This is a genomic window from Salipaludibacillus agaradhaerens, from assembly GCF_002019735.1.
GTDB lineage: Bacteria > Bacillota > Bacilli > Bacillales > Salisediminibacteriaceae > Salipaludibacillus > Salipaludibacillus agaradhaerens.
The window spans coordinates 1,702,920-1,729,499 of sequence record NZ_KV917378.1 but is presented as its reverse complement, the minus strand read 5'-3'; the positions used below and the strand labels follow the sequence as shown (position 1 = coordinate 1,729,499).

Annotated in this window: 24 protein-coding genes and 1 pseudogene; 14 read left to right on the top strand and 11 right to left on the bottom strand. The window is 38.4% G+C overall.

All coding sequences use genetic code 11. The features are described 5' to 3' along the window. Window positions 1-317 precede the first annotated feature (317 nt). Window positions 318-1,496, top strand: coding sequence for an endo-1,4-beta-xylanase (locus BK581_RS08225; protein ID WP_078577720.1), 1,179 nt, complete (start codon window positions 318-320; stop codon window positions 1,494-1,496). A gap of 155 nt (window positions 1,497-1,651) precedes the next feature. Here BK581_RS08225 and BK581_RS08220 read toward each other — a convergent pair whose 3' ends face one another. The 8 genes and pseudogenes from BK581_RS08220 to BK581_RS08185 form a co-directional block, all read right to left on the bottom strand. Beyond that, the gene (locus BK581_RS08220) at window positions 1,652-2,962 is read right to left on the bottom strand and encodes an FtsW/RodA/SpoVE family cell cycle protein (RefSeq protein ID WP_078577719.1); all 1,311 of its coding nucleotides are present in this window, start codon (window positions 2,960-2,962) and stop codon (window positions 1,652-1,654) included. Continuing rightward, window positions 2,959-3,387 (bottom strand): PadR family transcriptional regulator, encoded by a 429-nt coding sequence (locus tag BK581_RS08215; protein ID WP_078577718.1) that lies wholly within the window; start codon window positions 3,385-3,387, stop codon window positions 2,959-2,961. Before BK581_RS08215 ends, BK581_RS08220 begins: the two co-directional genes overlap by 4 nt. After that, window positions 3,380-3,943, bottom strand: coding sequence for a sigma-70 family RNA polymerase sigma factor (locus BK581_RS08210; RefSeq protein ID WP_078577717.1), 564 nt, complete (start codon window positions 3,941-3,943; stop codon window positions 3,380-3,382). Before BK581_RS08210 ends, BK581_RS08215 begins: the two co-directional genes overlap by 8 nt. Window positions 3,944-4,127: 184 nt before the next feature. Beyond that, window positions 4,128-4,891: pseudogene (locus BK581_RS08205) on the bottom strand (MerR family transcriptional regulator). A gap of 348 nt (window positions 4,892-5,239) precedes the next feature. After that, complete coding sequence (gene katG, locus BK581_RS08200; protein WP_078577716.1) at window positions 5,240-7,450, bottom strand: catalase/peroxidase HPI; 2,211 nt, start codon at window positions 7,448-7,450, stop codon at window positions 5,240-5,242. Window positions 7,451-8,158: 708 nt separating this feature from the next. Further along, complete coding sequence (locus BK581_RS08195) at window positions 8,159-8,776, bottom strand: esterase/lipase family protein (RefSeq protein ID WP_078577715.1); 618 nt, start codon at window positions 8,774-8,776, stop codon at window positions 8,159-8,161. A 422-nt stretch (window positions 8,777-9,198) separates the two neighbouring features. Then, window positions 9,199-9,756, bottom strand: coding sequence for a TetR/AcrR family transcriptional regulator (locus tag BK581_RS08190; protein WP_078577714.1), 558 nt, complete (start codon window positions 9,754-9,756; stop codon window positions 9,199-9,201). Next, window positions 9,753-10,361, bottom strand: a complete 609-nt coding sequence (locus tag BK581_RS08185) for a GNAT family N-acetyltransferase (RefSeq protein WP_245828954.1) — start codon at window positions 10,359-10,361, stop codon at window positions 9,753-9,755. Before BK581_RS08185 ends, BK581_RS08190 begins: the two co-directional genes overlap by 4 nt. A 478-nt stretch (window positions 10,362-10,839) precedes the next feature. On the opposite strand from BK581_RS08185, the gene BK581_RS08180 reads away from it, so the two are divergent. From BK581_RS08180 to BK581_RS08155, 6 genes are all read left to right on the top strand, one after another. After that, window positions 10,840-11,640: an SDR family oxidoreductase gene (locus tag BK581_RS08180; RefSeq protein WP_078577713.1), complete on the top strand. Its 801-nt coding sequence runs from the start codon at window positions 10,840-10,842 to the stop codon at window positions 11,638-11,640. A gap of 69 nt (window positions 11,641-11,709) precedes the next feature. Then, window positions 11,710-13,638, top strand: a complete 1,929-nt coding sequence (locus BK581_RS08175; RefSeq protein ID WP_078577712.1) for a BglG family transcription antiterminator — start codon at window positions 11,710-11,712, stop codon at window positions 13,636-13,638. 298 nt (window positions 13,639-13,936) lie between these two features. Next, on the top strand, window positions 13,937-14,362 hold the full coding sequence (locus BK581_RS08170) for a transcriptional regulator GutM (protein WP_078577711.1): 426 nt from the start codon (window positions 13,937-13,939) through the stop codon (window positions 14,360-14,362). Between the two features lie 20 nt (window positions 14,363-14,382). After that, window positions 14,383-14,928: a PTS glucitol/sorbitol transporter subunit IIC gene (gene srlA, locus BK581_RS08165; protein WP_078577710.1), complete on the top strand. Its 546-nt coding sequence runs from the start codon at window positions 14,383-14,385 to the stop codon at window positions 14,926-14,928. Between the two features lie 17 nt (window positions 14,929-14,945). After that, window positions 14,946-15,950: a PTS glucitol/sorbitol transporter subunit IIB gene (gene srlE / locus BK581_RS08160; RefSeq protein WP_078577709.1), complete on the top strand. Its 1,005-nt coding sequence runs from the start codon at window positions 14,946-14,948 to the stop codon at window positions 15,948-15,950. Window positions 15,951-16,030: 80 nt separating this feature from the next. Beyond that, the gene (locus BK581_RS08155) at window positions 16,031-16,399 is read left to right on the top strand and encodes a PTS glucitol/sorbitol transporter subunit IIA (RefSeq protein ID WP_078577708.1); all 369 of its coding nucleotides are present in this window, start codon (window positions 16,031-16,033) and stop codon (window positions 16,397-16,399) included. A gap of 226 nt (window positions 16,400-16,625) precedes the next feature. Here BK581_RS08155 and BK581_RS08150 read toward each other — a convergent pair whose 3' ends face one another. Beyond that, the gene (locus tag BK581_RS08150) at window positions 16,626-18,095 is read right to left on the bottom strand and encodes a methyl-accepting chemotaxis protein (protein WP_169837616.1); all 1,470 of its coding nucleotides are present in this window, start codon (window positions 18,093-18,095) and stop codon (window positions 16,626-16,628) included. A gap of 250 nt (window positions 18,096-18,345) precedes the next feature. Between BK581_RS08150 and BK581_RS08145 the strand changes: the two genes are divergently transcribed. From BK581_RS08145 to BK581_RS08135, 3 genes are all read left to right on the top strand, one after another. Next, window positions 18,346-18,915, top strand: a complete 570-nt coding sequence (locus BK581_RS08145) for a cupin domain-containing protein (RefSeq protein ID WP_078577706.1) — start codon at window positions 18,346-18,348, stop codon at window positions 18,913-18,915. Between the two features lie 311 nt (window positions 18,916-19,226). Further along, a complete protein-coding gene (locus BK581_RS08140) occupies window positions 19,227-20,366 on the top strand; it encodes a YibE/F family protein (protein WP_245828951.1) in 1,140 nt (379 codons plus the stop codon). Then, on the top strand, window positions 20,363-21,139 hold the full coding sequence (locus BK581_RS08135; protein ID WP_078577704.1) for a YibE/F family protein: 777 nt from the start codon (window positions 20,363-20,365) through the stop codon (window positions 21,137-21,139). Before BK581_RS08140 ends, BK581_RS08135 begins: the two co-directional genes overlap by 4 nt. 627 nt (window positions 21,140-21,766) lie before the next feature. On the opposite strand, the gene BK581_RS08130 is transcribed toward BK581_RS08135, so the two are convergent. Further along, on the bottom strand, window positions 21,767-22,741 hold the full coding sequence (locus BK581_RS08130; protein WP_143709648.1) for a hypothetical protein: 975 nt from the start codon (window positions 22,739-22,741) through the stop codon (window positions 21,767-21,769). Next, window positions 22,728-23,444, bottom strand: a complete 717-nt coding sequence (locus BK581_RS08125; protein ID WP_078577702.1) for a hypothetical protein — start codon at window positions 23,442-23,444, stop codon at window positions 22,728-22,730. Before BK581_RS08125 ends, BK581_RS08130 begins: the two co-directional genes overlap by 14 nt. Window positions 23,445-23,988: 544 nt before the next feature. Between BK581_RS08125 and BK581_RS08120 the strand changes: the two genes are divergently transcribed. From BK581_RS08120 to BK581_RS08105, 4 genes are all read left to right on the top strand, one after another. Next, entirely contained in the window at window positions 23,989-25,209 is a 1,221-nt protein-coding gene (locus BK581_RS08120; RefSeq protein WP_078577701.1) for an MFS transporter, read from the top strand. A gap of 408 nt (window positions 25,210-25,617) precedes the next feature. Continuing rightward, on the top strand, window positions 25,618-26,040 hold the full coding sequence (locus BK581_RS08115) for a hypothetical protein (protein WP_078577700.1): 423 nt from the start codon (window positions 25,618-25,620) through the stop codon (window positions 26,038-26,040). Then, window positions 26,037-26,318, top strand: a complete 282-nt coding sequence (locus BK581_RS08110) for a YwqI/YxiC family protein (protein WP_078577699.1) — start codon at window positions 26,037-26,039, stop codon at window positions 26,316-26,318. Before BK581_RS08115 ends, BK581_RS08110 begins: the two co-directional genes overlap by 4 nt. Before the next feature lie 62 nt (window positions 26,319-26,380). Beyond that, complete coding sequence (locus BK581_RS08105; RefSeq protein WP_078577698.1) at window positions 26,381-26,569, top strand: T7SS effector LXG polymorphic toxin; 189 nt, start codon at window positions 26,381-26,383, stop codon at window positions 26,567-26,569. The last annotated feature ends 11 nt before the right edge of the window (window positions 26,570-26,580 follow it).

Genomic DNA, 26,580 nt, shown 5'->3' with positions numbered 1-26,580 from the left:
CTTCTAGAGATAACAAATCAAGTGAATACTAAATATCGTTTTACCTTCTAGAATCCTATTAGGGGGAAATAGATAGAGAGGTTAAAACTATCAACTTTACGTACTTTCACTATAAAAAGAGAGAGAAATTCAAAAAATTACTAGATAAACTAAGGGATTTTTTGTTATAATATCTTTAATATGGGGGTGTTGGTAAAAAGTTATGTGTTTTGCGTTTTTATGTAAGCCTTTTCTTTTTATCGACTGCACCAAATGTCCTAAAGGAGGTGTCGTTTAGGTCATACTTTTTAATTTACTCTTTTGAAGGAGGAGTTGTGATGTTAAAATCTTTTAAGGTGTTTTGTGTGGCGGGTTTGTCGATCCCTTTATTAGTTGGAGGTGGCTTGAGTAGTGTCGTAACAGCTAAGGAAGGACCGGAAGCAGGTGTGAATGGACAAGTCAATAATAGCCCTTTTGCGTGGGAAGTTGCTTCTCTTGCTGAGCGATATGATGGCCAATTTGATATTGGAGCAGCAGTTGAACCAGAGCACTTAGAGGGAAGAAGAGCACAGATTTTAGAGCATCATTATAATAGCCTTGTAGCGGAAAATGCGATGAAACCTGTATCCCTCCAACCGAGAGAAGGTGAGTGGAATTGGGGAGGCGCTGACAGAATCGTGAATTTTGCCCGACAACATAACATGGAGCTTCGTTTTCACACACTCGTTTGGCATAGCCAAGTACCTGAATGGTTTTTCATCGATAAAGACGGTAATCGTATGGTAGATGAAACAAATCCAGCGAAACGTGAAGCTAATAAACAGCTTTTATTAGAGCGGATGGAAACACATATTAAAACGGTTGTGGAACGTTATAAAGATGATGTAACATCATGGGATGTGGTGAATGAAGTTATTGATGATGGCGGCGGACTTCGTAATTCGGAATGGTATCAAATTACGGGAACAGACTATATTAAGGTTGCTTTTGAAACAGCAAGAAAATATGCTGGTGAAGATGCAAAGCTGTACATTAATGATTATAACACCGAAATTCCATCAAAGAGAGATGACCTTTACAACCTTGTCAAAGACTTATTAGACCAGGGAGTACCAATTGACGGGGTAGGACACCAGGCGCATATTCAAATTGGCTGGCCTTCACTTGAAGATACAAGAGCCTCCTTTGACAAGTTTACTAGCTTAGGGTTGGACAACCAGGTAACTGAGTTGGACATGAGCCTTTATGGCTGGCCACCAACAGGGGCATACACATCTTATGATGATATTCCGGAATACCTTCTTCAAGCTCAAGCAGACCGATATGATCAGCTATTCCAGCTATATGAAGAATTAGACGCTGATATTAGCAGTGTGACATTCTGGGGAATTGCTGATAATCATACATGGCTTGATGACCGTGCAAGAGAGTACAATAATGGGGTAGGTATAGATGCACCATTTGTTTTTGATCATAATTATCGCGTCAAGCCTGCTTACTGGAGAATTATTGATTAATATGAATCTACTAAAATCAATAATTTAGTAATAAAGGAAGTGTCCCGAAAATCGGTGAGATACCGATTTTTGAGGACACTTCCTCCCACGTTTTAAGGAAATGAAACTGCCCGTATTTAAACCATTTTTATAGTCACCAATTTTCGCCCTTCCCCTTAGTTAAAATTTTCTTCTATTGTAGGCTCTATAATATCTTTCTGCCGAAATACGCTTAGAATAAGACCTAGAATAGCTGAGTAACAGAGTAGCATACTTCCACCATAACTGATAAACGGGAGGGAGACGCCCATGAGAGGTACGATGCCAAATCCCATTAAAATGTTCCAACAAGCCGGAACGGCAAATAATGCGGCACCGCCAATGACTAATGTTCTCCCATAAAGGTCTTTTGTTTTAAAAGCATTTTTTGAGATGCGCAAAATAAATAATAACAATATGCCACAAAGGGCGATTCCAAAAATCCAGCCGAGCGAATAGACGAGATACGGAAAAGCAAAATCAGTATGCGCTGATGTGAAGAAATCCTTATCATTGAAAAGCCCGTTACCAAACCAGCCTGCTTGTGAAAGAACGTCTCTCATTTTGTCTACCACAAAATTAAACTCCGCGTCATGAGGATTAAAAAAAGCAGTTAGTCTGGTAAATACATAACTGTTATGGAAATTAATGATCAATGTCATAAGGAAGCCCAGCCCTATAATCATATTAGCTACTACTAACTTAAGGGCTAGCCTTTTGTGAACCTGAGAAAAAGCAAACATCGCTACTACACAGAAAAAATAAATAACACTCATCATAAAGTGTGGAAGTGCCATGTAGAGAATAATGGGCATCCAAAAAAGGCCTATCACTATCATCTGTTTTGGCCAACTGTTAAATGTGTTAATCTTGCTAAAGAGACCGGCCCACGCGAGGAAAAATAGACATAATGATAGGGGTGTCACATCTATGATAATCGCTCCGATGGACAGCCATCGTTGAGCACCATTCATCATGTAACCAAATACAGTCGTATACAAAAGTATCCCTACGCCACTGACATAAAAGCCCATCCAAAAATTCCTCAATTTTCTATAATCAAAGAAAAGGAAGCCAATGATGACAAGAACAGCAAGGAAATACCAGATAACTTGCCGCCCGATAAAATGGTAGTTTGGGAGTGAATGAGTAGTACCAATGAGCGGCAGAAAACTAATAGCCCCTATAATGACAAATAAACTAGTAAGGACCCAATCTATTTTTGGCTTATGAAGATGATTTAAATTTTCACCAAGGATAAATGGATTCCCCATTTCTTCTATGGCTTTTTCATCTGCCTCTTCTTTAGTAGAGTCACTTTTTTGAAAGGAGTGACTTAGTTCTTGGAGATGATGGGTAAGTTCTTTTTTTATGAGGCTATGAGCTTGCTTCGATTTCACTTTGGATGTGACTTTATTTAAAAACTCCTCAAATTTGGAAGAATTCAAAATGACACCTCCTCTATCAATTGTTTAAGAGATAAGTCTCGTTTGACGTTATCTTGTCTATAACCAGCTAAATGTTTTTTTCCTTTTGACGTTAACGTATAGTATTTTTTATCCCCATCCCATTTTGAAGTGAGAATGCTTTTGTTCTCTAGTAAATGTAATAGTGTATAAAGCTCGCCTTCTTTATTTTGAAAAATAAGGTCATTTTTCTGGAAAAGATGGGTTGAAATAGCGTAACCGTGCATAGGTGTATGTTGAATGGCTACCAATATAGCTATAATCGTTTCAATCTTCCAAGAATGAAAGGGAGACGGATTTTGGTTAATCGTTTCTTTCACGGCGTTTTTGCGTTCATCTGAGAAGGAGACGTCTTTAAAAACAGTCTCTTTCATGACCTGTTTCAGATTATTAAATGGATCATGCATTCTTTAACCCCTCCTTTAGTAGCTTATCTTTTAATAATTCTTTTGCCCGTTTTAATCTCGTTTTGATTGTATTCATATTGACGTTAGTAATCTTGCTTATTTCTACTAAAGGCAGCTCTTCATAGTAATGAAGAAAGACGATTTCTCTATATTTTATAGGTAAATTTGTGACAGCATAGGTTAAAGAATGTCCTTCACTTTTCCTCATAATCTCATCTTCAACATATGGTGATTGACAGGGTATATAATCCCATATTTTATTGTTAATCGTGATTTTACGATAATGCCAACTTCTCAAATAGTCCTTACAATGATTACTAGCAATCCGATAAATCCACGTTTTGATGGTGGCTTTTCGATTAAACTGAGGCAATTTTTCATAAATCTTTATAAATATTTCTTGTGTTAAGTCCTCTGCAGTGGCGCGGTTTTTAACATATGTATACGCAAGGTGCAAGATAGCATCGCCGTAGTCATGCATTAACTGATCAATAATGTGTTCTCTTTCATCCACGTCATTTTCAGCTCTTGCCACCCATTGCTCAAGTTCGTTCATCTAGATATCACCTCCTCACCTATGTTAGACGAAACTAAACGCCTTCTGGTTTGAAATTTGTGTTCGGCAATTATAAAAATCATGATGTAAACGCAAATTTGTGCCTTTCTAATCGTGATGATAGACTTGTTTGCATAAGAAAAGAATGGCGAATTGTTATCGCCATTCTTTTCTTATGCAATCTCTATTTTTTCATACCAGTATAGATGTAAATGGCATCTCTAAGCAATTCTGCTATACCTTCTTGTTCTTTATCGTAGTACGCTCTGAAACGGTCATCGTCTACATACATTTGAGCCAAACTAGCATGAGCTTCTTTACTATAGTCAGACCAATAAAAAGATAGCCATTGTCGATGCAAATCAGCGGCCTTTTGTGCTAAGTCACTAGAGGGGTCGCCTAATTGCAACGCCTCTGCTAATGTTTCATGAATGTGTTCTGCTAAGCTCGTAACTGTTTCGTAATCCTCCTCGGTCATATGTTGAAGCTTTGCATTTGCTTGATTAATTGTATCATCTCCATATTTCTCTCGTATTTCTTTTCCATATGCCTGTTCATTCTCATCAATTAAGGTCTTTTTAAACCCATCAAATTTTTCGTTATCGGACATCATCTTTTTCCCTTCTTTCGTATCGAGTGTTTTAGTGACATTAGCAATTAGCACATCAAGTTGCTCACGTTTTTCCAGTAGCTTAACGCGATGTTCCTTTAATGCATGAGTAGCATCAAAGGTTGGATCATTAAGAATAGCTATGATTCGTTCTAATTCCATACCAAGCTCTTTATAAAACAGAATTTGTTGAAGTTTGTCCACCTCAGCTTGCTCATATAGTCGATAGCCAGATGAATTAGTTCTAGCCGGCTTTAGAAGACCAATCTTTCATAGTATCGAAGTGTACGCGTGGTTATTCCTGCCAGCGTACTGAGCTTTTTAATGGTGTATGCCATCTTATCACCTCCTGACAATGTCACTTTACACCTTGACGTAACGTGAAAGTAAATAGGTTTTTATAAAAAAGTAAAAACTTTTAAGTTTAACCCATTTCATCATAAAAATTTTCTTCTGTAAAAGGACTTGTCTCAACGGATAGCGTAGTCTAAACTATCCATCGTAGAGACGCCATCATTTCTCAATGTTTTAGCTTGCTGAAATGAGCTCGGTCACTTGAAGTTTCTTATAACATAAGACCCAATCGTATTTCTCATATAAAAGGGATCATGACAAGTAGATGATTGAAAGAATCTGATTATAAGAAAAACCACCGTCCTAAGGAGCGGTGGTTTCATCTATGATAATTAATTTTCTGCTAATTCAGCTTTTTTGTTAACTCTTAAGTCAAAACGATCAGCATCCATTATTTTCACCCAAGCTGCGATAAAGTCACGGACAAATTTTTCTTTGTTGTCATCTTGCGCATAAACTTCTGCAAGGGAACGAAGGATAGCGTTAGAGCCGAACACAAGATCCACTCTTGTTGCAGTGCGAACGACTTCACCTGTTTTGCGGTCTCGTCCCTCATATAAGTTTTCACCTGCAGCTTTCCATTCAATTCCCATATCAAGAAGATTGACAAAGAAATCGTTCGTAAGGCTTCCAACTTGATTTGTGAAGACACCGTGCTTCGTATCACCATAGTTAGCACCAAGCACACGCAATCCACCAATTAAAACAGTCATTTCTGGTGCTGTAAGATCCAATAACTGAGCTTTATCAACGAGAAGTTCTTCTGGACTTACACTGAATTGCTTCTTCTGATAGTTGCGGAAGCCGTCTGCATAAGGCTCAAGTACCTCAAAATTCTCTACATCTGTTTGTTCTACTGTTGCATCGCCACGACCAGGATTGAATGGAACTGTTACATCAAAACCTGCATCTTGGGCAGCTTTTTCTACTGCAGCACTACCAGCTAGTACGATGAGGTCTGCCAAGCTCACTTCTTTATCAAACTGATTTTGGATATTTTCCAACACAGTTAACGCTTTTTCCAGTTGCTCTGGCTCGTTAGCCTCCCAATCTTTCTGTGGGGCAAGACGGACGCGTGCGCCATTGGCACCACCACGCATGTCAGAGGCACGGAATGTGCTTGCAGACGCCCAAGCCGTTTTCACAAGCTCGCTCACTGTTAATCCTGAATCAAGGATTTTTTCTTTAAGTGCCGTAATATCTTTATCTGTTAAATCAGAATGACTTGTTGGGACAGGATCTTGCCAAATGAAATCTTCTTCTGGTACTTCAGGTCCTAAATATCTTACTTTAGGTCCCATATCACGGTGCAATAATTTGAACCATGCGCGACCGAAGGCATCTGCAAACTCATCTGGATTCTTGTGGAAACGACGAGCGATTTTTTCATATTCTGGGTCATGACGCAAGGCTAAATCAGTCGTTAACATCATCGTTGGTACTTTTTTGGAAGGATCTTCGGCATCCGGTGCAAGATCTTTCTCATCAGGGTCTACAATGTGCCACTGCCATGCTCCCGCTGGACTTTTAGTAAGCCACCACTCATTTTCAAATAATAAGTCAAAGAAACCATTATCCCACTGAGTTGGATTAGCAGTCCAAGCACCTTCAATCCCACTTGTGATAGTATCTCGTCCTTTACCGGAACCGTATGTGCTTTGCCAAGCTAACCCTTGTAATTCGATCGGAGCTGCTTCTGGCTCTGCACTAACATGTGAAGCGTCACCAGCCCCGTGTGCCTTACCAAAAGTATGTCCACCTGCGATAAGTGCCACTGTTTCTTCATCATTCATTCCCATGCGGGCAAAGGTAGCACGAATGTCGTGGGCAGCTGCAATTGGATCCGGTTTACCGTCTGGACCTTCAGGGTTAACATAAATAAGTCCCATTTCTGCGGCAGCAAGCGGTTTTTCAAGCTCACGTTCGCCTGAATAACGCTTATCACCAGTAAGCCATTCTGTTTCAGAACCCCAATTAATGTCTTCTTCTGGATGCCAAATATCAGGGCGTCCAGCACCAAAACCGATAATTGGCCCTCCCATATCTTCAATTGCCACATTACCTGCTAGAACGAGAAGGTCAGCCCAAGATATTTTGTTACCGTATTTCTGTTTGATTGGCCATAGTAATCGACGTGCTTTATCAAGGCTCGCATTGTCAGGCCAGCTGTTAAGGGGTGCAAAGCGTTGAGACCCATTTCCACCGCCACCACGGCCATCGCCAATTCGATACGTACCAGCTGCGTGCCAAGACATACGAATAAAAAATGGTCCGTAATGACCATAATCAGCAGGCCACCACTCTTGGCTGTCAGTCATAAGTTTTTTAAGGTCTTCTTTCAGTGCATAGTAATCAAGTTTTTGGAATTCTTCTGTGTAGTCAAAGTCTTCATCCATTGGATTTGGTTTTAGATCGTGCTGTTGCAGAATATTCAAGTTCAGTGCACTTGGCCACCAGTCTTTATTTGAGGTAGCTTTAGGCTGATTGCTTGTTGTACTTCCGTGAAACGGGCATTTTTCTAAGTCAGTGTCTTTGTAATCCATATTTTCCTCTCCCCTTACATAATTTTTAAAATAGTAAATTATTATACTTCTAAAGATAAGAGACTCAAACTCTAGAATATAATAATTATTTTCATATTGTTATTATAATAAAATCTAGAATGAATTGAAAGCAATAATAACTATTAAGAAGAAATAATTAAATTAAATGGACTTATGAACAGAAATACTATAAAGAAGAGACATTAACATTGAGTGGTGATGGCACTTTAACAGTAGGCGTTGGAATGACTTAAACATACAACATATTCTCCTTTATGTCACAGTTTATGCTCATTATTAAGTTAATAGGTATGCCTTTGTTTATGTTATATGAGTGTCGAATAAATAGATTTATTGAGAAAAATTGCTGAAAATATTGTCGTAATTAATAAAGACATTCTAATATATAAATGAGAATATAAAGATCTTTTTGAGAATCACTTTAGTTAGGTGTGAATTTAGTGAGGATGTAGGCTTATTCATGTTGAGAATTCAAGTGTGACATTCATTCAACCATAAATGATAATTATTTTGTAATGGAGGAGGGTAAAAGATAGTTTTGAGGATTGTGAAAGATATGTTTGTAAAGAGTAGAAAAGGGGATAATACGGCATAAATGCATTTAAATCTTCGCAGAATTATGAATATATAAGAACGCCTTCTTATCAAAGAAAGCGCTCGTAGAGAAAAAACGATGATTAAAAGACACTAATTTTCCAATGCTTCAACAATCAAGTTTTGCACCCGGTTATTACTTAAAAGACCAAGGTGGGTGACACCTATAACATGAATGTTGTTCGCTCCGCTAATGCGTGACAAACTATTAGCAACGATGAGATCAGAACTACTATAGATGGACGTGAAATCTACACCATTCGGAACTGAACTGGCTCCCAAACGATTGGCTCCTCCTAATGTAATGACTTTATCGACGTTATCTGCACCACCGAGTTGCGTCAGGTAACGTAACGTGTTTGCTCCTCCCATACTGTGAGCAATAATGTTTACTTCGTCCACATCATAACTTTCAAGAATAGTCTCAATAAAGTCTCTTAACTCACGAGAATTTCTAAAATTATTACCAGAACGATCTCGAAAATCAATCGCATATATATCTGCTCTATTATAGCCAATACTTCTTAATTTTCGTTCAATACTATAAAAATTGTAACCTGCTCCACCTATTCCATGAACGAGCACAATCGGCTTATCAAAATCAATATTTGCTGTTTCTGCTTCTTGTGCTTGAACGTCAGAGGTGATGGCGATATTAAACACTAGTACAAAAATAGTAAGTCCTAAAAGAGCTTGTCGTATAATGTGCATAACTAAACCTCCTGAATGTATTAGAGTATTTTCACACATTTCAGACTAGCAGTATCCATATTTTTCTTCAATACTTTATCGCGTTTTGCTAATAAAGTAACATAACATTTCTTAGAAAATTCGCTTTATTCAGGTTTTATTTACCTCTTTTTCCTTTTTACCTCCAACGGAAGATACTAGCATACGATCTTTCTAAATTAAGCTGACTCTAAATTTTCATCAGGTAGTCATTAATGTCAGCTTGACTTTTTCTATTCTAGGTTGAGAGGTGACTAAATGCCACAAGTGAAATTTTAGCACAAACAAGTCACCAACTTTAAACACTAGTACTTTAAATGATTATTTGAAAAAGAGGTGCTGTGACCATATAAAAGCCAAATACCTCAAATTGAGTGTACTGGCTCTTAATGTTAGATAATAAACTATTTATTTTTAACAAATCCATAGAGAATGACATGTCCTAGTTCAAGCATGGTATCTTCAAATGTTATTTTATTTTCATCAATAAAATCTTGGTTAAGTATACGCCTCAAGGTTTCATCTAACATTGTTTTTAAAATGATAAGCTGTAAGTGGCTTATCTCTTTCTCTAAAACTAAAAATAAATCATCCCAAATAGTGTCCAGGTGGTTGTTCACTTTCTGCCACAATGAAGGGTCGTATTTTCGTAAGTCATCTCCATGTTTTAATAAGAGGCCGACATTATACATTGTCGGTATGTTTTTGAAAAATTGATCCACCTTTTCTTCTAAGGATAAAGATTTATTAGTAAGTATTAGCTGATCACTTTTCTTGATATCGATAAAAATGAAGTCAATTGTTTTATTTATAAGATCTTTTTTATTTTTAAATAAAGTGTAAATGGTACGTTTACTCGTGGATAATTCTCGGGCCAAGTCATCTGTTGTAAATGTTGGCCCTTTTTTTGAAAAGAGACGAAGGATAGTGTAGTAAATGTTTTTATCAATTGATCTACTCATAAGTCCTTTACCATACGATACAGATTAACATGTCCACCATTTAGTTTATTGACCACTTTATACCCGATTTTCTCATATAGTTGTCGTGCTTTTTCATTGTCCTCTCTCACTGTAAGAGATATTTTAGAATGAGATTTTTTCATGGCAAGTTCTTCTGCTTTGGATAACAGTTGTTTTCCAATCCCCATCCCTCGACTCTCAGGAAGCATTGCAATAGAACCAACGTGAAATTCACCGTTCTCTACTTCTTTTAATGTTAAAATTCTAAACACCGAGCGAAGGTTTTTTAAAGCATACGGTACCAAACTTAACCCTCTAATTTTTATGATTTCCCATAGAGTAGGAAAGGCCAACTTATTCATAGTCTGAGATGGGTAGCACGTTAGAATCCCTAATGTGTTCACACCTTGTTTCGCCTCATACGCAAATTCATGACTAAATCGGTTATTTCGTGTCCGCCACATTTTCATCAATGTGTCTTCTTTAATTGTCAAATCGTTTGAACAGACAATGGTAGAGGCCATGCTCGAAAGCGCCATAATATTTAATTTGCCACCAATCGTTGACTCGGCAGAAGCTTTAACAATTTGGATATCATTTATCATCTGATTCACTCCTTGGTACTGTATTTCGGTTTATAGTACCGGGTTTTTAGTGTAGTCGTCAACTACTAGCAATGGTTAAAGGGAGTCTTTTAATTAGATTGTTCTGAAGTCATCAGATAGTTACAGGTTTAAATGAACGTTGTCATCTTGATTCTTCTGTTGTAAATTAAAATGCTAGAAAGAATATCCACTGCCTTCATTAATCGTTTCTACTCTAAGGTAAGCGTGCGTAAATCTCAAAGCTCAAAATAGAGAGGAGAGCTAACGGACATTAATCTCATGATCTCTCCACTCCCACTGATTGAAGCTTAACTTTATAAAAATGTAGGATTTGTTCCTCTAATTGTTTTGTTATTAATACAGAGTTTTTCACATTCGTGTGAAAAACTCTGTATTAATTTTAAGTGGACGACTTTTTATAATAAAAGCAGTTAGAAAAAAGTGCCCTAAAGAGAAAAAGAATCGGAGGGAATCATCTATGAAAGAATCATGGTTGAATTTAGAAGGGGAAGTGGCCATCGTAACAGGGGGGGCGTCAGGTATTGGCCTCCAAGTGTCAAGGGAGCTATTAAGTAATGGCGTTACGGTCGTTGTGGCAGATGTGAATGGAGAAGAAGGTGCACGAGCTGATGGGTCTTTCTTTATAAAGTGTGATGTGACTGATCGGCAAAGTGTTGAGAGAACAGTGGCTACAACAGTTAAACGGTTTGGTACGGTTGATATTTTGGTGAATAATGCAGGCGTGAATTTACCAAGACTATTAGTTGATGATAAAGGAGAAAGGCCAGATTATGAATTAAGTGAAGCTGACTTTGACTTAATGGTAGCAGTTAATCAAAAAGGGCCATATTTATTTGCACAATCAGCTACAAAAGTAATGCTAAAACAAAGGAAAGGAGTTATTATTAATATTACATCTGAGGCTGGACAAGAAGGATCAGCCGGTCAAAGTTGCTACTCTGCAACGAAGGGAGCTGTCATTTCATTTACACGTGCTTGGGCAAAAGAGTTAGGGAAATTTAACATCCGTGTCATAGGTATCGCCCCAGGCATTTTGGAAACAACTGGGCTCAGAACAGATACCTATAACAAAGCACTTGCATACACCAGGGGAACGACAGTTGATGGCCTATCTACTGACTATAGTAAATCGATTCCCCTTAGAAGAGAAGGTAAGCTTGCAGAAATTGGCGATCTGGTTACTTATTTAGCTTCTGAACGGGCCAGTTATATTACAGGGACAACCTTCAATATATCTGGTGGAAAATCGAGAGGTTAAAAGGACAGTCAGAGATGCCTTAATGAATGTCTAGAGGTCTAGATATTCATGAAAAAATGAGGTGAGATAATGCCTGACATCATGCTAGATAATAGAAGTGCTCAAATACTAATAATTGCTAAGCAAAGGGAATACAACTCGCTAGATTTTTTAGCTGACATGTTAGAAGTAGGAACACGAACGGTTAGAAACTGTATAAAAGCGTTAAATATTGAATTGGAAGGAATAGCAAGTCTAGAAAACGAAAGAGGGAAAGGCTATCACTTAGTGATAGAAAATGAAGAGGCGTTTAAGGCGGTTATGCACCAATTAACATCAGGAAAAAACACTATCGATTCATCAAAACAACGGATCGCTTTTATTATCGAGCGACTGATAGAAAATAATCAAACTTACACATTAGATGAACTCGCTTTCGAAATGAATATTGGCAGAACGACACTTGTTAATGAGTTGAAAAAAGCATCTGTTTCCTTGAATGCGTATAATCTTAAGATTCACGGGAAGCAAAATACAGGGTTGCAATTAATAGGCGACGAATTAGATTTGCGTTTTTTTATCTTAGAGAATGCTTATGAGTTATTATATGGCTCATATCCGTTAGATAAAGATGTTGTAGATGAAGTCACACGGATCGCAACTAAGTACGATTTTGAATCTGCTAGTCAAAAACGTCTTCTAGAATTTGTGATCGTCATGCTAGATTGTTTATTGAAAAACCGTTCGCTCTCTAAGGTGAACGAGAATTTACGCAAACTTTCTCATACGAGCGATTACCAAATTGGAAGAGAAATAGCTAAAGCTCTTGAAGACAAACTACCAGTTCATATCCCTGAAAATGAAATTCTATTTTTAACTGTACCAATTGCAGGAAGGAGAACGCCTACAAATAAACGTACCACAACAAAAATAAAAATAACGGACGAAGTGAAAGAACTGTTAGAGTTAATTTTTGAACAAATTGGTTTCAACAAACGAATAATAGAAGAAAATCCTTGTTTTATCGAAGACCTTCAATATCATTTATCTTTCATGTTAAATCGACTAATGTTTGGTTTACGCCTCAATAATCCAATGTTAGCAGATGTTAAAAGTAAATATCCAGTTGCTTATAATATGGCTAAAATCGCAGGACAAGTTATTGAAAATGAGTATGAATTAGAAGTCTCAGAAGATGAATTAGGCTATCTTGCCTTTTATTTTGAAGTGTTTATTTCACAGAGTGAACTGAAGATGAAAAAAATTAAAAAAGCAGCTGTTGTATGCGGCACAGGAAGAGGGACAGCTAAATTAGTCACCAATCAACTAGAGCGCGTGCTTAATGACAATGTGGAGCTAGATATTTATTCAGAAAGAGATGTTACAGAAGCTATCTTAAATGCGTACGATATCGTCTTTTCCACTGTGACGTTAGAGGTCGATACAGACAGTTCTATCATTATGATCAATGAAATCTTTGATGAACATAGAGTTGCAAAAAAAATTGATGAAGTCGCCTATATGCGTCGTTTTAATGCCAAAGCGGATAATCCTAAACCATCTATTTTAAGCCATCTTATCAGTAAAGATAAATTCTTCAAGCTGGACGGTAAAAAAGGTTATCATCAGAATTTATATGACATGGTAGATGAACTTGTGGAAAAAAAGTATTTAGATAGTGGCTTTAAACAACGCTTAAAAGAAAGAGAATTAAAAGGCTCCATGGTGTTCGATAACTTTATCGCTCTACCACATACCAGTCATGAATGTTCAGATAATATTGAATTAGCACTAGGAATTTTTCCAGAGAAAGTTATATCGGCTGGAAAAGAAATAAAACTAATTTTCTTGTTAGGTCTACCAATAAAGCAAAATGACGCCATTGAGAACCAGTTAGTGAGTGTTTACGATGAGATTATTCGACTTGCCAATAATGACCAATTAATAGCGGACATTTCCTCTACCGCTGCTTATGGTGAATTATCTCAGCTACTAAAAAAAGTGAGTAAATTTTATTGAGATAGTAAATGAGTGAACGTCACAATTGAATTCTCAATAAGAAAAAAATGATGTTTTTAAATAAGGCTACAGGGTGACTTCTGTAGGGGGACAGCATCTATAGATCTAATGATGTGAAAGGATTTGTCACATGATTTAGCTGAAGGCGAGCTGTTGAGAAAGCGTTTGGCTGTAACGAGAGATACATGGGTTAATTATTTTTTCAAAGTATTTTGTATGATAAGTTGGCTTATTTGTAACCGCTTTCGCTATTGTTTTTAGATCATTGATAAAGAAAAAAGGGTGGGAGGGAACATACATGATTTGGCATTTGATAGTTATGATGGGTTTAGCATGGCTCATTCAGAGTGTATTTGGCTTTATGCAAATTAAACATTTTAATAGAAAATATGCTGAACTAAGGTCTCTTGGTAGAGTAGCCATAGGTAAAAGGACGGGTATGTTTCGCGCAGGGACAGTCGTGATGTTTGCTATTGACAAACAAAATACCATTTTGAGGGCGGCCAAAATGCAAGGAGTGACAGTTTTTTCTCGAGTAAAAGATCTTAAAGGATTTGAAGGGAAAAACTTGCTTAAAATCTCAGAGAAAGACTATAAGAAGGTAAATAAATTAACACAGTTTGCGATAGAAGACGCTCTTAAAAGTTATGAGGTTATTTCAAAAGGAGGAGAATTAAAAGTTAAGAAAGGCTGGATTGATTATGTAATGCCTAAAAAGAGCTAAAAGAGAAGGGGAGACATAATATGGACATTATTATTATTGGTGCAGAGAAATTTATGGATTTGTTCAGGCATGGTGGAGAAGTATTTGTTGATCTTGTCACAGGGATTGTGCCGTTATTAATTATGCTGCTAGTTGCGATGAACTCACTTGTTCGCTTAGTAGGAGATGAAAGAGTTGAGAAATTAGCAAGAAAATCAGGGAAAAATCCATTTACAAGGTATTTTATATTACCTATTATCGGAACCTTCGTGTTAGCTAATCCAATGACTTTATCATTAGGAAGGTTTTTACCAGAGAAACATAAACCTAGCTATTATGCTGCCGCCTCGTATTCTTGTCATACACATAATGGGTTATTCCCTCACGTCAACCCCGGCGAACTTTTTGTTTTCTTAGGGATTGCTGCTGGTATAACCACATTAGGCCATGATATTACAGAATTAGCCCTTCGTTATTTCTTAGTAGGTATTTTTACAAACTTCTTAAGAGGTTGGGTGACAGATTATATGACGGCGTACGTTGCTAAGCAACAAAATGTAAAATTAGGCCAAGTAGTAAAATTATAAGAAGGTGGTGTGAGGAAATGACAACATATCGTTCAATAAAAATAACAAAAGGGGCTAATGGATTTGGCGGACCCCTCGTTATAACACCTACTGCTGAAAAGAACAAAGTTGTTTACATTACGGGGGGAGAGAAGCCCCACATTGCAGAGCGTATTGCAGAGCTGACTGGTTGTGAACTCGTTAATGGTTTTAAGACAAGCATACCTGAAAATGAAATGGTGTGTGTCATTATCGACTGCGGTGGCACATTGCGTTGTGGCTTATACCCGCAAAAACGTATTCCAACCATTAATGTCATGTCAACTGGCCAAAGTGGCCCATTGGCAAAACACATTACAGAAGATATTTACGTGTCTGGAGTCAAAAGTGAAAACATAGAAATAGTTAGTAATGAAGATGTGGGTGGTGTTCAACAAACAATACCAGAAGAAACGGCTGCCAAAAGTGATTTCAAATATACATCAGAGAAAAAGATAAGTGAACAACAGAAGCCAAGAGGGCTAATGGCTAAAATAGGTATTGGTATGGGAGCGGTAGTGAGTGTTTTTTATCAAGCGGGACGCGACGCCATTGATACCGTGATTAAGACAATTCTTCCGTTTATGGCTTTTGTGGCCATGTTAATTGGTATCATTATTGAAACAGGTATCGGTGATCTTTTTGCTAAATTTTTGTCTCCATTTGCAGGGAGCCTATGGGGGCTAATGCTTATAGCACTTGTTTGCTCATTTCCATTGTTATCACCTTTCTTAGGACCTGGTGCGGTTATAGCTCAAGTTGTAGGAACATTAATTGGGGTCGAAATTGGCAAAGGCAATATTCCAGCCCACCTTGCACTTCCAGCACTATTTGCTATTAACTCTCAGGCAGCAGCAGATTTTGTACCAGTAGGCTTAGGTTTAGCTGAAGCAGAACCTGAAACCGTAGAAGTGGGTGTTCCCTCTGTTCTTTATGGTAGATTTTTGACGGGGGCCCCAACAGTCTTTATTGCCTGGCTAGCAAGCTTTGGCCTATATGAATAACATTATGGTAGATAGAGAAGACATGCGTCATGTTAAAATGGAAAATAATTTATTCGGTGATTAGAAGAGGAGCGTCCGTCATGCATACAAAATATGAAACCCACATTAATAAAATCGGTTCTTCGGTAACTGAGTTTTTAGATGATAAAATGTTAGTGCTATTTGGAGAAAGTGCACCTGCAGAACTTATAGATTATTGCTTATCTATTACAGTCAATGAAATAGATAGCGAGATTAAAGCAGGGGACATGCTTCAAATCGGTGACGCCAAATATAAAATAACGTCTGTAGGGGAGGCTGTGGAGACGAACCTTACGTCTCTAGGACATATCACGTTGAAGTTCGACGGCTTAGAAAGGCCTGAGTTACCAGGTACCCTTTATTTAGAAGATACGGAAATTCAAGAAGTGAAACAAGGCGATACACTTCGTATTTATTCACACGCCTAATTGTAGACGAAAGACAAAGTCCCTTTAGGGAGCTATCTCAAAATTTTTTAGAAAAAGAGAACCAGCTGTGAATGAGAGAATTCAAGGCTGGTTCTCTTTGGTTTAAGTTGTGAGCTTGATTAGGGATGAGGGCCGTTAAACAAATTCAAATGTACTGCGTAGTTAGACAAAACAAGATTATAACAGCAAGCTGAAACATCGTGAGATTAGAGGACGAAGGTTCGTTTTATTGGATCAGCCGTTTAGCATCTTCAGTGGTCGTATTCATATAATGAGCGACTTTTTCATTGTCTGTCGTTAAGTCTTCTACCGTAGCATTCATTTCCTCTAAGGCCGCACTTGCTTCTTCAATGATGGTGGCTAATTCACTTGATGCTGCTTCAATCACGTTGGAGCCTTCCTTCACGTCATCAGCCACATGGGTTAAGTCTTTTATATTGCGTGTTAAAGCAGTTAAAGTAGAAGTGGCTGTTATAAACGAGTGAGAAACATGTTCGGTTGTTTCAGTCCCTTTTTCGATATTTAAGCGGCTGACGGACATTTTTTCCACTGCTACATTATTACTTTCGTTTAAGTCATTAAGATTAACGGTGATTTTTTCAGTTGTTTCTCCGGTAATCTCGGCTAACTTCCTTATTTCACTTGCGACAACTGAAAACCCCTTTCCGGCCTCTCCAGCTCTTGCAGCTTCTATTGAGGCATTAAGTGCTAGTAAATTTGTTTGTTCAGTAATCCCTTTTATTGTCCCTGCAAATTCATTCGTTTCCGTAATTTTATTGCTAAGCACTTTGAAGGTAGAATTTAACGACATAATTTCTTCTTTTAATGCTTGCATTTCATTATGATGGTCATTCATTTGAACCTGGTTTTGATCTAACAACGCTTTGACGTCTTCAGACTCTGTTAACAATGAGATGGATGAAGAATGCAGGCGTTCCATAGACTCTAACGCTTTGTAAGCTTGCTCTGATATATTGTTTATTTGTTCCGTTTGCGCAACACTGCCACTTGATACTTCAGAAATAGTTGTTTTTAGTTCGTTTTGAGCTATCATATTCGTTTGAACTTTTTCATTAGCTTGTGACACGTGATCAATAATGGCTGTGACGTTTTGTTTTAATAATACACGTTCTTGCTCTTTGCGGGTCGCTTCTTCTTCAGCATCTTTTGTAAACTTTTTTAATGTAGCAAATTGCCGTTGATTTAACGAAATAACAACACCTAAAATAACACCGAGCAAAAGATATAAAAGCATTGAATAATTAAACAAAGAATCAATGAGCACCTTTGTTTCACCTGTAGCCATTAATTTATTTAACGTCAATCCGACGACACCGAAGCTGAATCCAATTACAAAAATTTTCGGCTGCATGTGAACGGAAGCTAAAAGGGCTATAAATGGAAATATTAACAGAATGGTTTCTTGACTCCCTATAACGAAAATAACAGAAATAGCTGCCACATTCATGACAATGACTGCGATATAAGGAAAGGGGAATGGCTTTTTAAAATAATGTTGAACAGCATAAGCCCCCGTTATTACGAGGAGTTGAGCGCTGTAGATGATTAACATTTCCACAGCATTTGTCATAATAGAAAGTATAAGAACAGTCACCAATGTAACAGAATAAGTCAAGAGTAATAACGTATTTTTCTTTTTATAATCAGATATGTTTAATTGTTCAATAGCCGTCATCATAAACCTCCAATGGTAAATTATAGTCTTTGGGCACATATAGAATGATAGTATCATAGGCTTAGGAAAGAATATATGAGACTTTTATAACTTGTTGAAAAATCATTTCTATTATCGAGACATGGTATGTGTGAAAATTTTTGAACGTTATTTATTAAGATTATGATCATGGCCCATTCTTCCTTATGACATTTACCTAATGCTGGTCACCTGCATAGGATAAAGAGAAAAAGCATGAAAGGAGAATAAGATGCACTGGAATACATGGCCTTACGATCAATGGCAACAACCTATGACACGTAATTGGCAAGACTATGATGCATGGTACAACAGCTGGCAGTCCCAGCAGTGGCCTCAGGGCAGTGACAGAGGTTCATCCCATTCTTATCACCAACAACGAATAACTGATTATGGACCAAGACCCTTTGTGGTGGACATAGAAGAAGCCACGAAGCAAAACACCACTTTTCGCACAGCCCTATGGACAGGGGAGCATTTGCAATTAACATTAATGAGTATTAACGTAGGCGATGACATCGGATTGGAAGTCCACCATGACCACGATCAATTTTTACGAATTGAAGAAGGGCAAGGACTCGTCCAAATGGGAGATAGCCAAGACCGGTTAGATTTTCAGCAACAGGCATTTGCAGATGATGCGATTTTTGTTCCAGCAGGCAAATGGCACAATCTCACAAACACAGGCAATGCCCCACTGAAACTTTACTCAATCTATGCACCGCCTGAACATGCGTACGGAACCGTCCATAACACTAAAGAGGATCAAAGGTGCCTCTATAAAGAGGTAAAAACTAAATAGGATTTAAAATGAAAGAAGAGGCCTAAGCTTATACGAGAGTTTAGGCCTTTATATATATTGGAATTGATGAGAGAAAAAGATGGTTAGCACATAACAGAACAACCTAACTTGAAATCTCCGAAAAACGACCGTCCCATCCCTTCTGAAAAAAATTCGACTCTTGAGTCTTTAATCGCCCCTGAAAATCATGCTAGAGTACACTTGTCAATCATGGGCATTCTGTGAAATAATCTATTATCAGAGTGTTAAGAATGAACGGGGACAAGACGGATGATTATCCGAGTAACAGCATCCCTTTAGGTGGCGATTTTTTGAAGAGTTTATATCGAAGACTGGAAAATATATCTTATAAACAATGGCTTATATGTGGCATTATCGTATGCTGTTTTACAGCTTCTATTATATTTGTACATACTAATCATACCTTGTACGAAAGACCAATTGCCCAAGTCACGAGCACAGAGGTTGTAGATGCAATGGAGATGACTGACAGCTCGGGGAATGAAGATGAGCTGTACACCCAGCATATTACAGCGGCTGTAAAGAATGGCGAGCATAAGGGAGAGACGATTGAATTAATTAACGAGTTTTCCTTATCGGGCGGGTATGATCAAGAGTATCAAGTGGGAAATGAGGTTTTTGTCTACATAGATGAGGTAGCAGAAGGCACGGCCTCATTAACTGGGGTCATCCAGGATGTGAAACGTGATAAATATATTATGTACGTCGCATGGCTCTTTATTTTTACACTATTGATCATCGGGAAGAAGCAAGGATTCTTTGCTATGGTCAGCTTAGCCATCAATGCGCTCCTCCTATCTTATGCGTTAGACATTTATATCACGACATTGAACATCAGTCTCCTAGCTATTTGTGCATTCAGTGTCCTATTATTTACTGCCATTTCATTGTTATTGGTCAATGGATTTAACCAAAAAACGTATGCTGCTGTTGTCGCTACGTTGTTAGGGACTTTTAGTGCGGTTCTCATCACCTTTTTCGTCATGTGGATCACAGGCGAGCGAGGACTCCGCTATGAAGAGATGCAATTTTTAACACGGCCACCGCAAATGGTATTTATGGCCGGTGTGTTTATCGGCTCTTTAGGGGCAGTTATGGATGTGGCTATCACGATGTCAGCGTCGATCTTTAGCTTGTATGAAAAAGATCAAACGATATCAAATAAAGCACTAAAAGCTTCTGGATTGGATATTGGGAAAGACATCATGGGGACGATGACAAATATTTTATTTTTTGCGTATATCAGTGGTTCGATTCCAAGTCTTATTTTATATTTAAAAAATGGACTACCATTAGGCTATACATTATCGATGAATTTATCGCTGGAATTAGCCCGGGCCTTATCGGGCGGTATTGGCATCGTGTTAACGATTCCACTAGGTATTTATGCTTCACTTTATTTTGTTAATAAGCAGAGGGCGAAACTATGAATGCATTAGTATTACTTGGCATTATTTTATATGTGTTAATGAGGTGGATTGGCGGTGAAAAGGGATCGCGCTCCTTTTTCGCATTATTTTTAAACTTTATCGTCCTGTTCATCACGATTATTTTTATGATAAATCCTTACTTTAATCCTATTATTCTAACGGTTGTGGCATGTGTCATCATCAGCTGTATAAATTTGTTTTATATTAATGAGATAAACATAAAAACAGTTACGGCATTTGTTTCTTCAATCATCACAATTAGTATTTTACTCGTGGTTATTGTTCTTGTGACCGACCGTGCGATGATACAAGGATTTAGTGAAGAAGAAATAAACGAAATTGCTGTCTTCTCTATTTATTTAGGGGTAGACTTTGTGAAAATAGGGGCCTCTGTTATTATTATGAGCACGATCGGAGCTATCACTGATATTGCCATTTCTATATCATCTCCTATGCATGAGATGATAAAGCATCATCCATCCATCAAAAAACGAGAGCTGTTTTTATCTGGCATAACTATTGGGAGAGACCTCCTCGGCACAAGCGCCAACACGTTGTTTTTCGCCTTTTTCGGAGGTTATTTAGCTCTTCTTATCTGGTTTAAAGACTTAGACTATTCAATCGGACAAATTGCTAATTCAAAAGTTTTCAGTGCGGAAATGATCACGATCTTCAGTGCAGGAATAGGCGTCGCCCTCGTCATCCCTTTGACTGCTTGGATCACCGCCACCGTTTTTATCAAACAGAGAGAGAAAAATGAGAGCGTTAATTAAGATCTTTCAGAACAAATACCGTCCAGGCATCATGGCCAATTGGCCCTTGTTGTGATGAAAATTATAAGAAATAATTTTCTGATGATGGAAGGTTTAATAATACCAAAAGAAAAGTAAATGAAATGTCCATTGCCCGCGAGGAAAAACGATGACACGTAATAAAGGAAATTGCTATTGGATTTTGCGTTTGAGTGACGGAATACAACTCATTTGGGGAAACTCTTGTTCTATAGGCGAGGTGAATTAAGCAAAAACTCTTAAGGGGATTTCACAGCGGTTTTCGGGTTGAAGTTCTCCGATTGCAGAGATTTGTGGAAACTCATAGTTGGTTCAGTATGAGTTTTCTTTTGGATCACACTCTCTTCTTCATTTAAACACTCACGTCGGGTTTTGAAGATAAATGACGCTATATTTTCTTATTTTAGAAAAAATGAGCTTGTGTGCCCCATAAAAGGACATCCCCATCTAATTCCTCGATTGAACTTCGCATGTATTCTCTTATGACCACGACTACCTCCTTTATTGCGTCTGATTGATACTTTTAAATTCTCACCTTTTACTCATAAGTGTTGCATTAATCAAATGGCCCTTTTTTAATAACTAGACCTGTTCCATGTTAGTCATTACTCAATTCTTACAGGCCTTTTCTCTTCTACGTAGCGTGGATTCTTTCTTGTCGCGCCACTCAATGTCTTTTTTCTGTTTGAGTGGCGTGAATTCTTTCATATCGCACCACTCACAGGCTTTCTTCAGTCTGAGTGGCGAGGATTCTTTCATATCGGGCCACTCAAAGTTCTTTTTTCGTCTGAGTGGCGTAGATTCTTTCATATCGCGCCACTCACTGGCTTTCGTCTGTCTGAGAGGCGTGGATTTCTTCTTATCGTGCCACTCACAGGCTTTCTTCAGTCTGAGTGGCGTGAATTCTTTCATATCGTGCCACTCACAGGCTTTCTTCAGTCTGGGTGGCGTGGATTCTTTCATATCGCGCCACTCACTGGCTTTTTTCTGTCTGAGTGGCGTGGATTCTTTCATATCGCGCCACTCACTGGCTTTTTTCTGTCTGAGTGGCGTGGATTCTTTCATATCGCGCCACTCACTGTCTTTCGTCTGTTTGAGAGGCGTGGATTTCTTCTTATCGTGCCGCTCACAGGCTTTCTTCAGTCTGAGTGGCGAGGATTCTTTCATATCGGGCCACTCAAAGTTCTGTTTTCGTCTGAGTGGCGTAGATTCTTTCATATCGCGCCACTCACTGGCTTTCGTCTGTCTGAGAGGCGTGGATTTCTTCTTATCGTGCCACTCACAGGCTTTCTTCAGTCTGAGTGGCGTGAATTCTTTCATATCGTGCCACTCACAGACTTTCTTCAGTCTGAGTGACGTGGATTTCTTCATATCGTGCCACTCAAAGTTCTTTTTTCGTCTGAGTAGCGTAGATTCTTTCATATCGCGCCACTCATAGACTTTCTTCAGTCTGAGTGACATGGATTTCTTCATATCGTGCCACTCAAAGTTCTTTTTTCGTCTGAGTGGCGTAGATTCTTTCATATCGCGCCACTCACAGGCTTTATCTGTCTGAGTGACGTGGATTTCTTCATATCGTGCCACTCACTGGCTTTCGTCTGTCTGAGAGGCGTGGATTTCTTCTTATCGTGCCACTCACAGGCTTATTCTGTCTGAGAGACGTGGATTCTTTCATATCGCGCCACTCACTGATCTTTTTTCGTCTGAGTGGCGTGAATTCTTTCATATAGCACCACTCACAGGCTTTCTTCAGTCTGGGTGGCGTGGATTCTTTCATATCGCGCCACTCACAGGCTTTCTTCAGTCTGAGTGACGTGGATTTCTTCATATCGTGCCACTCACAGGCTTTCTTCAGTCTGGGTGGCGTGAATTCTTTCATATCGCGCCACTCAAAGTTCTTTTTTCGTCTGAGTAGCGTAGATTCTTTCATATCGCGCCACTCACTGGCTTTCTTCAGTCTGAGTGACGTGGATTTCTTCATATCGTGCCACTCACAGGCTTTCGTCTGTCTGGGTGGCGTGTATTCTTTCAAATCGCGCCACTCACAGGCATTCTTCAGTCTGAGTGGCGTGTATTCTTTCAAATCGCGCCACTCACAGGCATTCTTCAGTCTGGGTGGCGTGGATTCTTTCATATCGGGCCACTCACAGGCATTCTTCAGTCTGAGTGGCGTGTATTCTTTCAAATCGCGCCACTCACAGGCATTCTTCAGTCTGAGTAGCGTGGATTCTTTCATATCGGGCCACTCAAAGTTCTTTTTTCGTCTGAGTGGCGTAGATTCTTTCATATCGGTCCACTCACAGGCTTATTTCAGTCTGAGAGGCGCAGACCTTCCTTTTCACGCTACTTACACTTTTAGCTTCGCTTTTACCCGCAGGAATCATTGCGACATTGGCTCGACATGACCTTGCCGTGTCTTTTATCGTAATTTTCAGTTTGTTTTTTGTTGAAAGCCAAAAAAATAAATACAAACAAAGGTGGCTCCGTCCATTTGACAAATAACTCTATCTTCCAGCGTGACTTATACATGATCCGTCTAACCCACAAAAAGTAATACGTCCCCTTTTCCACTTTAACCTTGACTAAAAGTTTTTCTTCCCCCTTTGCTAGAGAGTCCTTTCCATATGGAAAATTGTGCAAGCTAGTGTGATTGATGTTCTACTAAAGAAAAGACCATAAAAAACTATTGTTACAATTATCTAATTAGATTATAATCTAATTAGATAAAATGCGCAGTTATCTATACGGATGTCTACCTTCTTTTTTTTCTGGCAGGTAGATAATCTCTTTTAAACATCTAATTAGACAAGTATAAAAGGAGGTGTTGGTGAATGTCTTTATTTAAGGTGTGGAAGAAAGAAGAGAATTATCAGTTTCTCTTTTGGGCAGGTATTATAAATGGGATTGGAAATCGCTTTACACAAGTAGCGCTCTTTTCCTTATTATTTCAGTTAACAGGCTCAGGGATGGCCATTGGTATTGTGCTGGCTTTAAGGATGCTCCCTTTTCTTCTCTTTGCGCCATTAGGTGGTATAATGGCAGATCGATTTTCTAAAAAGACATTACTCATTACGCTTGATTTATTACGTGCTCCGTTAGTTGTCACATTTCTTTTTGCCCAACATTCAGAAGAGGTATGGATGATTTATGCTATTGCCTGTTTATTGGCGTGTGGAGAAGCGTTGTATGCTCCAATAAGGGTGTCATCAATCCCTGTATTAGTAAAACGCGACCGTCTTATACATGTAAATTCAATTGAACAAGCATTGGTTGGGAGCATTTTAGTCATTGGCTCAAGTTCTGGCGGACTGATTGCCCACTATGTTGGCTTATCATTTCCTTTCCTATTAAATAGTGTTGCGTTTCTCCTGTCAGCTTTCCTTCTATGGAAGATAAAGATGCCGACAAACACTACGACACCTTCAAAAAAGTCCACAACAATCGCGTTGCCGAAAAAAGTCATCTGGCAGTCAACGGTACTGATGACATTTTTGTTTATTGCGATTACGATGCCGCTAGCAAATGGGATTGACAATGTTCTGATGAGTGTTTATGCCCTGGATGTCTTTGCTATGGGTGAACTAGGAGTTGGATTTACGTATGCCTTTCTCGGTCTTGGCTTTATGATAAGCTCTTTGTTTTCTGAATTTCTAAAGAGACGCTTACTGATGCTAACAGTTTTCTTTATCGCATTGGAAGGCATAGGACACATACTGTTAAGTATCGTTCCAAGTTTTTTAACGGCCCTCATGATTGTTATGTGCATCACGATAGTAGGAGGGATTAGTAATATTTGTATCGATACTGTCATGATGAAGATGGTTCCTAGCTCGATGCGAGGAAGACTATTTGGAGCAATGCAAGCCATTTCAAACACCGCTCTCGGTATTTCGATGGCCTCGGCAGGATTTTTATTAGAAATCTTTAGTCCGAGAGAGCTGAGTTTAATCGTCGGCTTAGCCTATCTGTGCTTTACAGCCATCTATGCTGTTCTTTTTGCAAAATTGAATTTAGTCGTTGAAAAACGGACGTTAATGAGACATATCATATAGATGTTTTCTGGAATAGTGGGTTATCACAGATAACTTTCTGCAAAACTCCAACCACAAAATAGAGAGGAGCGCTAACTCTATTTTGTGGGGATAACGGACGTTTATGTCCTCATTGAAGGATCGCTTTATTTTCAATTGGCTCAAGAGTAACGTTTAAAATGTATGACACTGTAACGAAAGTGGTGTCAAATAAAGCTTTATGATAGATAATCACTACTGTTTAAGAGGGATTTTGTGACTTTTGAACTAGTTTCTTGTCCCTTTTAAGAGGAGGCTTTGAAGTGAAATGACCTATTAAATGTTACCAAATACCCTATAAACTTCAAGTGAAATGTTATACAATTGTAATCCGATTGCAAAAATGGTTTTTATAATAAAATAGTTATGTCGTTTGTTTGGGGTGGTCAAATGTTAGATTTGTATCGTATTAATCGAGACCTAATGGTCATGCAAGGCGCTATGAATTCTGCTAATTCGCGATTAGCAGGAAAAAAAGAAGAATTAGAGCGATTAGAAAAAGCGTTGACTGATTTAAAAGGTAATAAGACTGATTTTAAGGGGCAGAAAGACATGTGCCTTGATCCAGAATTCACTGCACAAACACTGCACGTCAAAAATGCACGTCAATTAGATGACTTAAAAAAGGGAGATATACAAGCAAGTTTTGTAGGCATCCCTAATGAGCAAATTAGTCAGGCAGAGAGTGACTTATCTGCGCAGGTGACAGCTATTAAACAGGAAATAGGCAGTATCGAAAGTAATATTGCGACGATGGAGTCAAAGCATAGACAGTTAATAACAGAGAGACAAGAGGTGTTAAATCTATCATGAGCGGCGAAATTAAAATTCAACGGGGCCCTGTAAATAAGGGCATACAAGAGTTACAATCATCATCACAAAACTTAAACACATCCTTTTCCAAAGAGATACAAGGAGGAAATAAGCTAGAGATCGTTACACAGTTTAATGAGATTAAACAGGAATATGACGAGATTATCGCGCAATTCACGGCTTTAATGACGAAAAATATTCAATCAACAGAAGAGGCAGTGACCTCTATTGAAGCCACTGACGAGCATGTAGCACATGAGATGGGACTTATAAAGTAAACGACCGTATTAGAAAACAAGATAATGATGACAAGTAATCGTGCTAGTAGGAGGATCTAAGCGTGAAAGTTCTTGATGTTAACACACTACAAACTGGAATCGATGTGACGATAAACGATATTACATCATTTTGCGAACAGATTTCTGCTGTCCAACGGGCAGTACGTGATTTTTCCGCATTGGATGATGCGTTAAGAGGGAAAGGCGGGGAGGCCATTCGAGCCTTTTTGAGGAGTGACTCTTTCTTATGATTAAACTTATG

Coding starts and splice junctions, on each gene's coding strand:
- BK581_RS08225 (WP_078577720.1), top strand. CDS start 318: ATGTTAAAATCTTTTAAGGTGTTTTGTGTGGCGGGTTTGTCGATCCCT.
- BK581_RS08215 (WP_078577718.1), bottom strand. CDS start 3,387: ATGCATGATCCATTTAATAATCTGAAACAGGTCATGAAAGAGACTGTT.
- BK581_RS08210 (WP_078577717.1), bottom strand. CDS start 3,943: ATGAACGAACTTGAGCAATGGGTGGCAAGAGCTGAAAATGACGTGGAT.
- katG (WP_078577716.1), bottom strand. CDS start 7,450: ATGGATTACAAAGACACTGACTTAGAAAAATGCCCGTTTCACGGAAGT.
- BK581_RS08195 (WP_078577715.1), bottom strand. CDS start 8,776: ATGCACATTATACGACAAGCTCTTTTAGGACTTACTATTTTTGTACTA.
- BK581_RS08190 (WP_078577714.1), bottom strand. CDS start 9,756: ATGAGTAGATCAATTGATAAAAACATTTACTACACTATCCTTCGTCTC.
- BK581_RS08185 (WP_245828954.1), bottom strand. CDS start 10,361: ATGATAAATGATATCCAAATTGTTAAAGCTTCTGCCGAGTCAACGATT.
- BK581_RS08180 (WP_078577713.1), top strand. CDS start 10,840: ATGAAAGAATCATGGTTGAATTTAGAAGGGGAAGTGGCCATCGTAACA.
- BK581_RS08175 (WP_078577712.1), top strand. CDS start 11,710: ATGCCTGACATCATGCTAGATAATAGAAGTGCTCAAATACTAATAATT.
- BK581_RS08170 (WP_078577711.1), top strand. CDS start 13,937: ATGATTTGGCATTTGATAGTTATGATGGGTTTAGCATGGCTCATTCAG.
- srlA (WP_078577710.1), top strand. CDS start 14,383: ATGGACATTATTATTATTGGTGCAGAGAAATTTATGGATTTGTTCAGG.
- srlE (WP_078577709.1), top strand. CDS start 14,946: ATGACAACATATCGTTCAATAAAAATAACAAAAGGGGCTAATGGATTT.
- BK581_RS08155 (WP_078577708.1), top strand. CDS start 16,031: ATGCATACAAAATATGAAACCCACATTAATAAAATCGGTTCTTCGGTA.
- BK581_RS08150 (WP_169837616.1), bottom strand. CDS start 18,095: ATGACGGCTATTGAACAATTAAACATATCTGATTATAAAAAGAAAAAT.
- BK581_RS08145 (WP_078577706.1), top strand. CDS start 18,346: ATGCACTGGAATACATGGCCTTACGATCAATGGCAACAACCTATGACA.
- BK581_RS08135 (WP_078577704.1), top strand. CDS start 20,363: ATGAATGCATTAGTATTACTTGGCATTATTTTATATGTGTTAATGAGG.
- BK581_RS08125 (WP_078577702.1), bottom strand. CDS start 23,444: ATGAAAGAATCTACGCCACTCAGACGAAAAAAGAACTTTGAGTGGCCC.
- BK581_RS08120 (WP_078577701.1), top strand. CDS start 23,989: ATGTCTTTATTTAAGGTGTGGAAGAAAGAAGAGAATTATCAGTTTCTC.
- BK581_RS08115 (WP_078577700.1), top strand. CDS start 25,618: ATGTTAGATTTGTATCGTATTAATCGAGACCTAATGGTCATGCAAGGC.
- BK581_RS08110 (WP_078577699.1), top strand. CDS start 26,037: ATGAGCGGCGAAATTAAAATTCAACGGGGCCCTGTAAATAAGGGCATA.